Here is a 12,348-nt window from a genome sequence, read left to right as displayed (position 1 = left end):
GTCACTTCTCCGCCGCGATCGGGTCGATCATGGAGCGGAGCTTGGTCTCGCTCAGGGCCATCAGGGAGCGCGCGGCGATCTTCCCGTCCCGGTCGAGGACGATCGTGGACGGGATGCCCTGCGGGATCAGGGAGCCCTTGGGGAAGCCGTTGAGGATCAGCTTGCCGTTCGGGTCGTAGAGGCTCGGGTAGGTGATGCCGAACTCCTCCTCGAAGGAGACGGCCTTGGACTTGTCGGCGTCGCGGGTGTTGAGCCCGACGAACTCCACGCCCTTGGCCTTGAGCTCCTTGGCGACCTTGGCGAAGTGCGGGGCCTCGCCACGGCAGGGGCCGCACCACGAGCCCCACACGTTCAGCACGACGACCTTGCCCTTGAGGTCGGCGACGTCGAGCCGCGTGCCCTCGAGGGTCTCGCCCGCGATCGTGTTGACCGCCTTCCGCTCGCCCTTGGCGACCGTGGAGACACCACCCGTGCTGGTGACGAAGTTGGTGTCACCGCCGCCGCCGGACTTGCCGTTCGTGTCCGATGTGCAGGCCGACAGGGCGAGGGCGGCCGCCAGCGATCCGACGGCGAGCAGCGTGCGTCGAGGGGCTCGGCTAAGGCTCATGTGAAAAGTTTCGCATGGGCGTTCCAGGGATCTTGGGCACCCCCCTACGTGCCCGTAAAGCCCCTTGTCAAGGGGGCTTAAGCGGACGTACAGGGGCTTACGGGGCCCGGTCTCGGCAAGATCGGCGGGGCGCCCTCCTTGGCTCACCCGGGCGGCCGGACCCGGTCGGGCGGTCGGGCGGTCGGGCCCGGACGGGGCACCCCTCAGCCGGCGGGGGTGCCGGTCGGGGTGCCGGTCGAGGTGCCGGCGGGGCGCAGGAAGGCGTTCCAGCCGCCGGCCGGCGACTGCCCGACCTCCAGCGAGCGGAGCTTCTCGAGGATCTGCGGGTCCTGTACGTCGAGCCAGTCCACGAACTGCCGGAAGGAGACCAGCCGCACGTCCTTCTTGCCCGCCATGCCCTTGAGCGCCTCCTCGACGGCGTCCATGTAGATGCCGCCGTTCCACTGCTCGAAGTGGTTGCCGATGTAGAAGGGCGCGCGGTTGGACTCGTAGGCCCGCCGGAACCCGGAGAGGTACGCCTCGGTGGCCTGCTGCCGCCAGCCGGGATAGCGCGAGGGCATGCCCCGAGTGGTGTTCCGCGACTGGTTGGCGAGGATGTTGTAGTCCATCGACAGGACCTCGAAGGAGTGACCGGGGAACGGCACGCCCTGCAGCGGGAGGTCCCAGATCCCCTGACGCTTGACCGGCCACATCTGGCGGCCGCCGGGGGAGCTCGCGTCGTAGCGCCAGCCGAGACGTTTCGCCGTGGGCAGCAGGTTGTCCTGGCCGAGCAGGCACGGGGTGCGTCCGCCGACGAGCTCCTTCGAGTAGTCGAAGGGCAGCGGGTCGAGGTCGGTCCAGCCGCTGTTCGTCTTCCACTCGGTGACGAACTTCGTCGCCTGGTCGATCTCGTTCTGCCACTCGGCGGGCGTCCAGTTCCCGACGGAGCCGGAGCCGCCGCAGAAGTGGCCGTTGAAGTGGGTGCCGATCTCGTGTCCGTCGAGCCAGGCCTGCCGGACGTGCTTGAGCGTCTCCTTGATGTGGTCGTCGGTGAGGTAGCCGATGTCCGAGGCGCCCACGCGGTTGTTCGGCGGGCGGTAGAGGTCCTTCTTGGACTCGGGGAGGAGGTAGATCCCGGAGAGGAAGAAGGTCATCGCCGCGTCGTGGTTGCGGGCGAGTTCGAGGAAGCGCGGGAAGAGCCCGTTGCCGACCTCGCCGGCACCGTCCCAGGAGAAGATCACGAACTGCGGTGGCGTCTGGCCCGGTTCGAGCGGGACCGGGGCGTCGGGCTGGTTCGGCTGCTTCCCGGTGTCGGAGGTGGAACCGTCACCGATGAGCCGGACCTCCTTCTTGGTGGGCGGCGTGCTCGGCGTACCCGAGACGTCACCCCCTTTGCCGGGGCCGGATTGCCCCGACTTGTCCTGCTTTCCGGTACTACATCCAGCGACCCCGAGCGCAGCCGCCCCCACACCTGCCCCGAGTAGGCCCCTTCGAGTGATCCCGCGCATGACGTCCCCATTCGCGCTTGCGTATGACCTCACAGTCATCCAAACCGACAATGAGTGAGATGCCGGGAGGAACACGGAGGTTCCGGGAATTAGCACAAAAATTTCAAGGCGACCAGATGACTTCACGTCATCCGATCGCCTTGACGGTGTACCCGTGCGAGGTTACGCCACACGTTCGACGCCGGAGCGGGATACTCCGCCACTCGGCGCGAACCCGCCCCGGGGCGCCGGGACGGGTTCGCGGGGACCGCGGGCCGGTAGCCGGGGCTGCCGGGAAGGGGCCGCCGGGCGGGCCTTCCCGAAGCGGGGCTTCCCGGGCCGGGCTAGGCCCCGAAGGCCTTCGACTTGCCCTTGACGGGCTTCGCGCCCGCGAGCAGGTGCGCCGGGACGAGGTCCCTGGCCGGCTCGCTGTAGCCGACCGACACGATCCGGTCCCCCCGGTACGTGAACGAGGTCAGCGACGCCAGCGTGCACTGCCGCCGCCGCGGGTCGTGCCAGAGCCTCCGCTTCTCCACGAAGCTGCGCACGATCCAGATCGGCAGCTGGTGGCTGACGCAGACCGCCTCGTGACCGCGGGCCGCGTCCTTCGCCGCGTCCAGCGCGCCCATCATCCGGACGACCTGCTCCAGGTACGGCTCGCCCCAGGACGGCTTGAACGGATTGGTCAGGTGCTTCCAGTTGCCCGGCTTGCGCAGGGCGCCGTCGCCGACTCCGAAGGTCTTGCCCTCGAAGACGTTGGCCGCCTCGATCAGCCGCTCGTCCGTGGCCAGGTCCAGACCGTGGCTCTTCGCGACCGGCTGCGCCGTCTCCTGGGCCCGCTCCAGCGGGGAGGCGACGACGTGGGTGATGTCCCGGTCGGCCAGGTGCTCGGCGACCCGGTCGGCCATCTGCCGGCCGAGCTCGGAGAGGTGGTACCCGGCGCGGCGGCCGTAGAGGACACCGTCGGGGTTGTGCACCTCGCCGTGGCGCACCACGTGGACGACCGTGATGTCGTCCTGGCCGGGCCGGTCGTCCGGCATGCCGCTGTCGATGTGCTCGACGCTCATGCGGTGGCCTCCGCGGCGGCGCGGGCGGCGGCGGGCAGCGCGGCGGCGATCCGCTCGACCGCCCGGTCGTCGTGGGCCGTGGAGACGAACCAGGACTCGAAGGCGGACGGGGGCAGGTAGACGCCGTCGGCCAGCATCGAGTGGAAGAAGGCGTTGAAGCGGAAGGCCTCCTGCTTCTTCGCGTCGTCGTAGTCGCGCACCTCGTCCGCCGTGAAGAACACGGAGAACATGTTGGACGCGGTCTGCAGCCGGTGGGCGACGCCCTCCTTGGCGAGCGCGCCGGTGACCAGCCCCTGGATCTCCCGGGAGACCGCGTCGACCTTGTCGTACGCGGCCTGGTCCAGCAGGCGCAGCTGGGCGAGGCCCGCGGCGGTGGCGATCGGGTTACCGGAGAGGGTGCCCGCCTGGTAGACCGGGCCGGCCGGGGCGAGGTGGCCCATGACGTCGGCGCGGCCGCCGAAGGCCGCGGCCGGGAAGCCGCCGCCCATGACCTTGCCGAAGGTCATCAGGTCGGGAGCGACGCCGTCGACGCCGTACCAGCCGGCCCGCGAGGTCCGGAAGCCCGTCATGACCTCGTCGGAGATGTAGAGCGCGCCGTTCTCGCGGCACAGGTCCGCCAGGCCCTGGTTGAAGCCCGCGACCGGCGGGACGACGCCCATGTTGCCCGGCGACGCCTCGGTGATGACACAGGCGATCTCGCCCGGGTGCGCGGCGAACGCGGCCCGGACGGCCTCCAGGTCGTTGTACGGCAGGACGATCGTGTCCCCGGCCTGGGCGCCGGTCACGCCGGGCGTGTCGGGCAGACCGAAAGTGGCCACACCGGAGCCGGCCGCGGCCAGCAGCGCGTCTACGTGCCCGTGGTAGCAGCCGGCGAACTTCACGACCTTCGCCCGGCCGGTGAAACCGCGGGCCAGCCGGATCGCCGACATCGTGGCCTCCGTGCCGGAGGAGACGAGACGGACCTGCTCGACCGGCTCGATCCGGGCGACGATCTCCTCGGCGAGCGCGACCTCGCCCTCGCCCGGCGTGCCGAACGAGGTGCCGCGGGCGACGGCCGCCTGCACCGCGGCGATCACCTCGGGGTGGGAATGGCCGAGGATCATCGGCCCCCACGAGCAGACGAGGTCGACGTACTCACGACCGTCCGCATCGGTGAGGTAAGGGCCGGTACCGGACACCATGAACCGGGGCGTTCCGCCCACGGCCCGGAAGGCGCGCACCGGCGAGTTCACGCCGCCGGGCGTCACGAGGGACGCGCGGTCGAAAAGCGTCTGTGAGACTGGGGCTTCGTATGAATACGGCACTGTGGTCCTGACCTGCGAGTACGGCTGTGAGTACGGAAGGTGTGCGTGGGCACCCTGTGCGTTACGCCGGGGCGTCGGTGCTCCGCGTCTGCGAAACTGGGGCGTCATAGGGATGGCTCACGGAATCCATGGTGTCAGAGGGCCGGACGTTCTTGCGGACAGGTGTTTCACCGCGAGAGCGTGGGGGAGGTCACTGAACACGGTGATCGGGTTGCACGGCGGGGGTCGTGCTGCCCAAAAAAGCAGTCGGGTGGAGATATGCATCGCGGTGGCGGACTGGGCGAGGGGACGGACGACCTGGGTCCCGAGCCTGCCCGGCGGGGGAAGCACCGGCGACGGCGTACGGAAGAACCCGCTGGACCGACGGAACCCACGACAGGGAGCGGGAGTGGCCGGTTGGGGGTGACGTACAAGTACTTCGGCGCACCCGACGGCGCCACGGCTGCCCGCGTCCCGATCTCGATGCGCCCGGAGGAACTGGGCGGCGACGAGCTCGGCATGGGCGGCATGTTCACCAAGATCAAGCCGGAGACCATAGCCGCCATGGTGCTCACCGGCATCCAGGGCATGCCCCTGCACAAGGTGCCCCCACTGGAACTGGTGGTGCTCCATCCCGACTACGCCGTCGTGAAGCTGCCCATGACCGTCGTCGATCCGCTGCGCGGCATCGGCGAGGAGTCGGTCGGCGCCGCCGCCTTCATCTGGTCCACGGTCCCGGACCGCGGCGGCCCGAGGGACGCCTTCAACGTCTACCAGCTGCTGCACGAGTGGCAGGACTTCTCGGTACGCCTCCACGAGGCGGGACACCAGCCGTACTGCCTGGTGTGGCCCTGACCTGACGTTCTCCGCGCCGCGCGCGGGGATCTTTCGGGCCCTTTCCGCCCTCCCCTCCCGAGCCGGGGCGAGGGCGGCGTCCGGCTGCCCGCCCGTCCACGGCGGCTTCCCCGGTTCGGCTTCTCCGGCCGGCTCTTCCGGCCACTTCCGGCCGGCTTCCGGCGCGCTTCCGGCGGGCCTCCTCCGTTCGGCTTCCGGGCCTGGGTTCTTCCGGCCTTTCAGGTTCACCCCTTCCGGCGCACCCCTTCCGGCGCGCCGCTTGCGGCTCACCTCTTTCGTCGGCGCCGGGGGGGCGCGCGGGCGCACCAGGTGGCCCTGCGACCGCGTTGCGCCACCTTTCCGACTCACATAAGTGCTGAAGTTATGACGAATGGGATGTAATGCGCGGGTATCGCGCCCGCAGCAGCCAGACGAAGGGAAGGACGCCGTGGGCAGAGACCTGGGCAGGGACAGAGGAGTACGCGCGGGCACGGGCATGGACGGGGCCGTCCGGGGCCTGGGCCGGGGGACGGGAACGAACCTCGGGATCGGCGTGCGCAGGCGGCACATCCCCGGGGAGCCCATGCAGATCGGCGAGGTGGCGGCGCGCACCGAACTGTCGCTGCGCACCATTCGCCACTACGAGGACGCCGGCCTGGTCGTCCCTTCCGCCAGCTCCCAGGGCGGCTTCCCGCTCTACACCGACGCCGACGTCGCCCGGCTGATGGTGATCCGCCGCATGAAGCCGCTCGGTTTCAGCATCGACGAGACCCGCGAACTGCTGCGGGCCGTGGACCGGCTCGGCGCGGACCGACCCGGCACGGACACGGAACTGCCGCCGGCCGAGCGCGCCGCCCTGGTCGCCCGGGTCCGGGGCTACGAGCAGGCGGCCACCGAACGGGTCGCCGAGCTGCGCGCCCAGCTCGCACGGGTGGAGGAGTTCGCCGCCTCGCTGCGGGAACGCCTGGGGGACAGCGCCACCGTGTGAGCCGCGGCCCCGACGGCACCGGGTGTCCGGGCCGCCGGCCGGCCCCGGGCGCCGGGGCAGCCCTCAGCCTCGGAGCGCCGCGGCGATGTCCCGGAAGAAGCGGCCGTACGCCGCCGGGCTCGGCGGGGTCTCCGGGTTCCACGGCGCCACCCGCGCGTCACCCACCGGCGGGAGGGCCTCGGGCCGTACGGCGTTGGACCGGTCATCGAAGAGCACCAGGTCCGGGGCGAGCCCCGCGGCGTGCTCCCAGTCCGTGGTGAGCCAGTTGGCACCGGGGCCGGGACCGGGGTCGAGGAGGCGTACGCCGAGTTCGAGGAGCCGGGCCAGCTCGGGCCAGGCCTGCGGTCGGGCCAGATGGACCTGGTCCGGGCCGGCGGCGGACAGCGCGAGCACGGTCGCGGTCGCGGTCCCCGCGACGGCGGCGAGCGCGGCCTCGGACGCCTCGACGGACCCCGCACCCCTCGCGTCCGGATCCACCGCACCCCCGTCGGCGGCGTCCGGGCCGGCGGCGGCACCGTCGCGCAGCGCGGCTCCCAGCTCCCCGAACCGGCCGATGATCGCCGCGAGCGACTGGTCGCTCCCGACGGAGACCACGGCCGCGGGCACCCCGAGCCGGTCGGCGACCGCCTCGTCCAGCGCGTACGCGCTCTTCCCGTCGTAACTCACGTCCACCACCAGGTCCGGCCGCAGCTCCCGCAGGACGTCCTCCTCCAGGGTCCGGCCGGGCCCGAGGTACGGGACACCCGCCGCCGCCAGGTCCCCCGCCTTGACCGGGTCGAGCGTGCTGCCGTCGTGCCCCGATCCGTACACCGCGACGGGCGTCACGCCCAGGTCCCGCAGCGCGGCCCCGGCCCGCACGTAGGCCACGACCCGCTCCGGCCTGCGCGCGGCCGTCAGCGCCACTCCCCTGTCGTCCGTGAACCCCCACGCCTCTGCGTCCGACATGCGGCTGCTCCCTCCCGGCCGGATTTCTCCCTCTCCCGCCACCTTGAAGCGCTTCTCCGAGCCGCACAAGAGGGCCTCGGCCCTGCCCGGCCGCCGCCGGAAGAGGGACAATCGGAAGGGTCAGCGCCGTGCGTGCGCGCCGTCTGCCGGAGCGCGCCGCCGTACCGGCCCTCGCGCCCCGGAGTCAGCCATGCCGTCCCTGCCCGGCCCGTTCTCGGACCCCCGTGTGATCACGCTTCTCGGCCTGCTCGCCGTCTCCGCGACGGCGTGGGCGGTGGCCCTGGGGCAGCGAGCCCGCGCCCGCCGCGCGCGGGCGGACATGCCGTTGGAGAGGGTCTGGCACCCCCAGGAGTCGGTGTCCCTGACCGCCGCCGAGGAGGACGCCTTCGGCCAGGTCGTCTCCCGCCTCTCGCTGGGTTCGGCGGGCCGCCTGCGGTGACGAGGGTGCCCGGGGCGGTGACGGGGGTGCCCGGGGCGCCCGGAGCAGACCACGGCGTACGCCGGCGCCCGGGCGCCGGGGGATCAGGCCCAGGCGCGCGGGTCGCGACCCGTCGTGGCGAGGAGGCGCTCGAACGGGTCCGCTCCCTCCGGCAGCTCGACGGCCTCCTTGAAGACGTTCATCTTCCGGGCCATCGGCGCCATTCGCTCCACCTCCCCCGTCAGCCCCTCCACCACGGCCGGGTCCGGCCGGAACGGCCGGCCCGTCGCGCGGGCCAGGTCCCAGATGTGGACGGTGAGGTCGAGCAGCACCATCGACGCGACCGTCCGCGCGGGCATGTCCATGGTCCCCGTGGTGCCTTCCTCGGCGCCCGGCGCGGACCAGGCGGCGACCAGCTTCGCGGTCTCCGCCTCGAAGCCGGCGCGCCAGTCGCCCTCGGCCACGTAGTCCGGCGTGACGGAGAAGTCGGACGGCTGCTTGGCGGCGAGGGCCTGGAAGTTCACGACGACGTGCAGCAGGTGGTTCAGCAGCGCGCGCACGTCGTACTCGGCACAGGGAGTGGGCGCGCCGAGGCTGTCCTCGGGGATGCCCCGCACCACGGGGACGGCCTGGGCGACGGCGGTGTCGAGCAGTTCGCTCATGCGGTACGTCATGGCTCCACGCTGCCCGCCCCCGCCCCGCCCGTCTTGAAGAAACGCGCCAGAGCCGGGAGTCCCGGTGGCCCGTGGGGAGGGCGCCGGCCCGTCCTTCCCCACCTTCTGATCCGGCCTGATCAGCGGGACAGCCCTTAGCATCACGAGCATGAGCCCTGACGGACCACGTCGTGACACCCGGGGCATCGTCGACGCCGCCGAGCTGATGACGCACGTCCGCTTCCGCCGCCGCGAGCCGGCCCCGGAGCTGCGTCCGTATCTGGAGCACTACTGGCTGATCGACTGGGACCTCGCCGAGCCGTACGCGAGCCATGTCGTCCCGCACCCCTGCGTGAACGTCGTCTTCCAGCGCTACGAGAGCGCCGACGGCGGCGGGGACGCGGAGTCCTTCGGCGAGGTCGCCGGGATCGGGCTCGAACTCTTCACGAAGAAGCTCACGGGGCGCGGCCGTGTCTGCGGGGTGCAGTTCCGGCCCGGCGGCTTCCGGCCGTTCGCGCCGGCGTGGCCGGTGTCACGCTGGACGGGGCGCCGGGTCCCGCTCGACGAGGTCTTCGCCGACGTCGGAGAGGCCGCGGGGAACACGGTCGCCGCCGTGCTCGATCCGGCGACCGACGACGCGCGCGTGGCCGCGCTCGACGCCTTCCTGCTGGCCCACGGTCCCTCGCCCGATGCCCAGGCCGAACAGGCCATGGCGCTGGTGGACCTGGTCCGCCGGGACCGCACCGTGCGGCGGGTGTCCGAACTGGCCGCCGCGGGGGGCCTGTCCGCGCGCTCCCTGCAGCGACTGTTCGCCACCCGCGTCGGCGTCGGCCCGAAGTGGGTCATCCTGCGCTACCGCATCCACGAGGCCCTGGAACGCGCCGAGTCGGGGGAAGGCCCGGACACCCTCGACTGGGCCCGGCTCGCGGCCGACCTCGGCTACAGCGACCAGGCCCATCTGGTCAGGGACTTCACGGCGACGGTCGGGGTGCCTCCCACGGCCTACGCGCGCCAGGTGTCGGACCCCTGACCCGGACGCCCGCCGAGCTCGGGCCCCTGCTCGGGCGCCCGGCCGTGTCGGACCTAGGGTGCGGGCATGGACTCTCTCACCGATTCCCCCGTGCGCCTGGAGCCCTGGTCCGAGCAGGACTTCGAGCTTCTCCGGGCCATGAACGCGCCGGAGTTGACGGAGCATCTCGGCGGTCCCGAGACCGAGGAGGCGCTCGCCGGGCGGCATCGGCGCTACGTGGACCTGAGCACCGACACCACGGGCAGGGGACGGATGTTCCGCGTCGTGCTGCTCCCCGAGGAGGTCGCGGTCGGCAGCATCGGCTACTGGGCACGGACCTGGGACGGGGAGGAGGTGTACGAGACCGGCTGGACGGTGCTCCCCGGCTTCCAGGGGCGGGGCATCGCGACCGCCGCGACGCTGGCGGTGGCCGCGCAGGCGCGGGCCGCGGGTCTGCACCGCTTCCTGCACGCCTTCCCGTCGACGGACAACGGGCCGTCGAACACGGTCTGCCGCAAGGCCGGGTTCGAGCTGCTCGGCGAGCAGGGGTTCGAGTACCCGCCGGGCCGGCCGATGCGCTGCAACGACTGGCGGCTCGACCTCCGGTCCCCGGACTCCGCGGCTCCCGGTGACTGATCCGGGCGGGGCGGCCGCCTCTCCCGCCCCCTCCCGCGCGTCGCCCGCTTCGGCGGCCCGGGGGAGGGAGGGGGGCGGGAGCGGCTGCCGGCTCAGCCCTGCGCGGCCCGGGACTTCAGCTTCTTCGTGAAGTGGAAGCCGACGATGTCGAGGCGTTCGCGCAGGTAGAAGCGGTGTGCGGCGGTGCGGTGGGTGCCGGAGTCCAGGTTCAGCTCGGAGCAGCCCTCGTCGCTCGCGTGCCGTTCCAGGTGGGCGAGCAGGCCGCGCCCGACACCCGTGGAGCGGGTGGTGGCGGCGGTGACGAGGTCGTCGACGTAGAGCTTGCGGATCGAGCTGGTGTTGTGGATGATCCGCCAGCCCGCGGCGCCCACGCAGCGCCCGTCGTCCGTGTAGGCGGCGGTGAAGCGCAGCCCCTGGACCCGGCCGCGCTCCTGCACCTCGGCGAAGAGCTCGGGGGTGAGGTGGGGACGCAGCTCGCGCAGGACGGGGAGCAGGTCGGACTCCAGGCGGGGGTCGCCGTACTCGAGGTCGATGATCTTCATGGGCTGGACGGTAGCGCACGGGCCCGGCGGACCTCGTGGGCCGGTCGGCGGGCTCGCGGCTCGGCCGGGGCAGGTCCGGACGGGCTTCGGGGCGGGCTCAGGGGGGGTCTCGGGGGCGGGGTCGGGGATCTATCAGGGTTGACGGCGTGGGGGACCATCGCGGATATTTATCTGCGTGACACAGATTCTTCCTTGCGCAGTCGAATGCGTGAGGGCCACCTGAAAGGACCCCTCCCATGACCGTTCTCGTCACCGGCAGCCGCGGCCGCGTCGCCACCACCCTGCTCGGACTGCTCCACGACGCGGGCATCAAGGCGAAAGCCGCCTCCAAGAACCCGGCGGACCTCTCCCCACCCGACGGAGTGGACACCGTCCGCTGCGATCTCGCCGATCCGGCGACCTTCGGCGCCGCGCTCGAAGGCGTCGACTCCGTCTTCCTGTACGCCGAGCCCTCGCACATCGACGCCTTCACCGCGCAGGCCCGCGCCGCCGGTGTGCGCCACGTCGTACTGCTGTCCTCCAGCTCCGTACTCGCCCCCGACGCCGCGGACAACCCGATCGCGGCCTCCCACCTGGCCGTCGAGCGCGCCCTGGAGTCCGCCGCGGCCGACGGCGCCTTCGAGGCGACGCACCTCCAGCCGGGGGCCTTCGCGACCAACGCCCTGCAGTGGTCGTGGGCGTTCAGGTCCTCGCGCCCCGTGGAGCTTCCGTATCCCGGCTCGCACGCCGATCCGATCCACGAGAAGGACGTCGCCGAGGCCGCCTTCGCCGTCCTCACCGAATCCCGGCTCCGCGGCTCCTCGTACCTGCTGACCGGCCCCGAATCGCTCGATTTCACCCAGCAGCTGGCGATACTCGCCGAGGCGACGGGCCGCACGGCCGCCGTGCACGCGGTGACGCCCGGGCAGTGGAAGGAGTCGGTCTCCTCCCACATACCGGAGACCTTCGCCGACGCCCTGCTGTCCTACTGGGCCGCGCACGACGGCAGGCCGGTGCCCCTGACGCGCACGGTCGAGGAGCTGACCGGGCACCCGGCCCGCACCTTCGCCCGGTGGGCCGCCGAGCACGCGGACGCCTTCCGCCCGTGAGACGGCCGGGGCAGTCCGGCGGAGAGCCCGAAATGCCTGGCCGTCCGATGGGCCCCGGTGACATCCTGTCCCCGTGAACGGACCGGAGATCCAGATCAGTTTCGCCCCCGACCTGCGGCTCTTCGTCTCGGCGGAGCGCCGCACGGGACGCACCGCGGTGACGACCGACGGCGTCTCGACGCTCGGGCACGTCGTGGAGTCACTGGGCGTGCCGCTCACCGAGGCGGGGCGGCTGCTCGTCGACGGGCGGCCGGCGGCGGTGTCGCACGTGCCGGCGGCGGGCGAGACGGTCGAGGTGGAGGGCGTCACCCGGCCGCAGTCCGTGCCCGGCGCTCCGCTCCGGTTCCTCCTGGACGTCCATCTCGGCACGCTGGCCCGCCGGATGCGGCTGCTGGGGATCGACGCGGCGTACGAGAGCGAGGACCTCGGCGACCCGGCACTGGCGGCGCTCTCGGCGAAGGAGCGGCGGGTGATGCTCTCCCGGGACCGCGGTCTGCTGCGCCGCCGGGAGCTGTGGGCCGGTGCCTACGTGTACAGCGACCGGCCCGAGGACCAGCTGCGCGACGTACTGGAACGGTTCGCCCCCGCGCTGGAGCCGTGGACCCGCTGCACCGCCTGCAACGGCCGGCTGACCGAGGCCGACAAGGACTCGGTCCGCGAGCGGCTGGAGCAGGGCACGGAGAAGACGTACGACGTGTTCGCGAGCTGCACGGAGTGCGAGCGGGTGTACTGGCGGGGCGCCCACCACGCCCGGCTGGAGGCGATCGTCACCGACGCGCTCCGCGAGTTCGGCGGTGCGGCGGCGCGCTGAG

14 protein-coding genes are annotated in these 12,348 nt (G+C 72.4%); 7 read left to right on the top strand and 7 right to left on the bottom strand.

The annotated features are described in order from the left end of the window. Position 1: 1 nt before the first annotated feature. The 4 genes from ACE1OA_RS19690 to hemL all read right to left on the bottom strand — a co-directional run bounded on the left by ACE1OA_RS19690 (position 2) and on the right by hemL (position 4,444). Positions 2 to 607: a TlpA family protein disulfide reductase gene (locus tag ACE1OA_RS19690; RefSeq protein WP_356602716.1), complete on the bottom strand. Its 606-nt coding sequence runs from the start codon at positions 605 to 607 to the stop codon at positions 2 to 4. 203 nt (positions 608 to 810) lie between these two features. Beyond that, positions 811 to 2,094 (bottom strand): hypothetical protein, encoded by a 1,284-nt coding sequence (locus ACE1OA_RS19685; RefSeq protein WP_356774896.1) that lies wholly within the window; start codon positions 2,092 to 2,094, stop codon positions 811 to 813. Positions 2,095 to 2,417: 323 nt separating this feature from the next. Then, positions 2,418 to 3,140, bottom strand: coding sequence for a histidine phosphatase family protein (locus tag ACE1OA_RS19680; RefSeq protein WP_432753138.1), 723 nt, complete (start codon positions 3,138 to 3,140; stop codon positions 2,418 to 2,420). Beyond that, on the bottom strand, positions 3,137 to 4,444 hold the full coding sequence (hemL, locus tag ACE1OA_RS19675) for a glutamate-1-semialdehyde 2,1-aminomutase (protein WP_147979121.1): 1,308 nt from the start codon (positions 4,442 to 4,444) through the stop codon (positions 3,137 to 3,139). Before hemL ends, ACE1OA_RS19680 begins: the two co-directional genes overlap by 4 nt. A 258-nt stretch (positions 4,445 to 4,702) precedes the next feature. Here hemL and ACE1OA_RS19670 point away from each other — a divergent pair, with 258 nt between their 5' ends. Further along, positions 4,703 to 5,278: a hypothetical protein gene (locus ACE1OA_RS19670; protein WP_356602710.1), complete on the top strand. Its 576-nt coding sequence runs from the start codon at positions 4,703 to 4,705 to the stop codon at positions 5,276 to 5,278. Between the two features lie 547 nt (positions 5,279 to 5,825). Then, positions 5,826 to 6,245, top strand: a complete 420-nt coding sequence (locus ACE1OA_RS19665) for a MerR family transcriptional regulator (RefSeq protein ID WP_432754077.1) — start codon at positions 5,826 to 5,828, stop codon at positions 6,243 to 6,245. Positions 6,246 to 6,308: 63 nt separating this feature from the next. Here ACE1OA_RS19665 and ACE1OA_RS19660 read toward each other — a convergent pair whose 3' ends face one another. After that, a complete protein-coding gene (locus ACE1OA_RS19660) occupies positions 6,309 to 7,190 on the bottom strand; it encodes an ABC transporter substrate-binding protein (RefSeq protein ID WP_432753137.1) in 882 nt (293 codons plus the stop codon). A 190-nt stretch (positions 7,191 to 7,380) separates the two neighbouring features. Between ACE1OA_RS19660 and ACE1OA_RS19655 the strand changes: the two genes are divergently transcribed. Continuing rightward, positions 7,381 to 7,629 (top strand): hypothetical protein, encoded by a 249-nt coding sequence (locus ACE1OA_RS19655; RefSeq protein WP_356602706.1) that lies wholly within the window; start codon positions 7,381 to 7,383, stop codon positions 7,627 to 7,629. A gap of 83 nt (positions 7,630 to 7,712) precedes the next feature. Here ACE1OA_RS19655 and ACE1OA_RS19650 read toward each other — a convergent pair whose 3' ends face one another. Further along, positions 7,713 to 8,282, bottom strand: coding sequence for a TIGR03086 family metal-binding protein (locus tag ACE1OA_RS19650; RefSeq protein WP_432753136.1), 570 nt, complete (start codon positions 8,280 to 8,282; stop codon positions 7,713 to 7,715). A gap of 148 nt (positions 8,283 to 8,430) precedes the next feature. On the opposite strand from ACE1OA_RS19650, the gene ACE1OA_RS19645 reads away from it, so the two are divergent. Both ACE1OA_RS19645 and ACE1OA_RS19640 read left to right on the top strand, forming a co-directional pair. Beyond that, positions 8,431 to 9,291, top strand: a complete 861-nt coding sequence (locus ACE1OA_RS19645) for a helix-turn-helix domain-containing protein (RefSeq protein WP_356602702.1) — start codon at positions 8,431 to 8,433, stop codon at positions 9,289 to 9,291. 66 nt (positions 9,292 to 9,357) lie between these two features. Beyond that, positions 9,358 to 9,906, top strand: coding sequence for a GNAT family N-acetyltransferase (locus ACE1OA_RS19640; RefSeq protein ID WP_384875602.1), 549 nt, complete (start codon positions 9,358 to 9,360; stop codon positions 9,904 to 9,906). A 92-nt stretch (positions 9,907 to 9,998) separates the two neighbouring features. Here the strand turns inward: ACE1OA_RS19640 and ACE1OA_RS19635 are convergent, their stop codons facing one another. Continuing rightward, the gene (locus ACE1OA_RS19635) at positions 9,999 to 10,448 is read right to left on the bottom strand and encodes a GNAT family N-acetyltransferase (protein WP_356774908.1); all 450 of its coding nucleotides are present in this window, start codon (positions 10,446 to 10,448) and stop codon (positions 9,999 to 10,001) included. Between the two features lie 236 nt (positions 10,449 to 10,684). Between ACE1OA_RS19635 and ACE1OA_RS19630 the strand changes: the two genes are divergently transcribed. Both ACE1OA_RS19630 and ACE1OA_RS19625 read left to right on the top strand, forming a co-directional pair. Beyond that, positions 10,685 to 11,536, top strand: a complete 852-nt coding sequence (locus ACE1OA_RS19630) for an NAD(P)H-binding protein (RefSeq protein ID WP_432753135.1) — start codon at positions 10,685 to 10,687, stop codon at positions 11,534 to 11,536. 73 nt (positions 11,537 to 11,609) lie between these two features. Further along, positions 11,610 to 12,347 (top strand): Mut7-C RNAse domain-containing protein, encoded by a 738-nt coding sequence (locus ACE1OA_RS19625; protein WP_356602695.1) that lies wholly within the window; start codon positions 11,610 to 11,612, stop codon positions 12,345 to 12,347. The last annotated feature ends 1 nt before the right edge of the window (position 12,348 follow it).

The sequence above is a fragment of the Streptomyces sp. JL2001 genome (assembly GCF_050917515.1).
GTDB lineage: Bacteria > Actinomycetota > Actinomycetes > Streptomycetales > Streptomycetaceae > Streptomyces.
This window is presented reverse-complemented; position numbering and strand designations above follow the sequence as displayed.

Bases quoted from the DNA above. Each gene is read 5' to 3' on its own strand.
- ACE1OA_RS19650 (WP_432753136.1), bottom strand. From the start codon at position 8,282: ATGACGTACCGCATGAGCGAACTGCTCGACACCGCCGTCGCCCAGGCC.
- ACE1OA_RS19630 (WP_432753135.1), top strand. From the start codon at position 10,685: ATGACCGTTCTCGTCACCGGCAGCCGCGGCCGCGTCGCCACCACCCTG.
- ACE1OA_RS19670 (WP_356602710.1), top strand. From the start codon at position 4,703: ATGCATCGCGGTGGCGGACTGGGCGAGGGGACGGACGACCTGGGTCCC.
- ACE1OA_RS19655 (WP_356602706.1), top strand. From the start codon at position 7,381: ATGCCGTCCCTGCCCGGCCCGTTCTCGGACCCCCGTGTGATCACGCTT.
- ACE1OA_RS19690 (WP_356602716.1), bottom strand. From the start codon at position 607: ATGAGCCTTAGCCGAGCCCCTCGACGCACGCTGCTCGCCGTCGGATCG.
- ACE1OA_RS19640 (WP_384875602.1), top strand. From the start codon at position 9,358: ATGGACTCTCTCACCGATTCCCCCGTGCGCCTGGAGCCCTGGTCCGAG.
- ACE1OA_RS19685 (WP_356774896.1), bottom strand. From the start codon at position 2,094: ATGCGCGGGATCACTCGAAGGGGCCTACTCGGGGCAGGTGTGGGGGCG.
- ACE1OA_RS19635 (WP_356774908.1), bottom strand. From the start codon at position 10,448: ATGAAGATCATCGACCTCGAGTACGGCGACCCCCGCCTGGAGTCCGAC.
- ACE1OA_RS19645 (WP_356602702.1), top strand. From the start codon at position 8,431: ATGAGCCCTGACGGACCACGTCGTGACACCCGGGGCATCGTCGACGCC.
- ACE1OA_RS19680 (WP_432753138.1), bottom strand. From the start codon at position 3,140: ATGAGCGTCGAGCACATCGACAGCGGCATGCCGGACGACCGGCCCGGC.
- ACE1OA_RS19660 (WP_432753137.1), bottom strand. From the start codon at position 7,190: ATGTCGGACGCAGAGGCGTGGGGGTTCACGGACGACAGGGGAGTGGCG.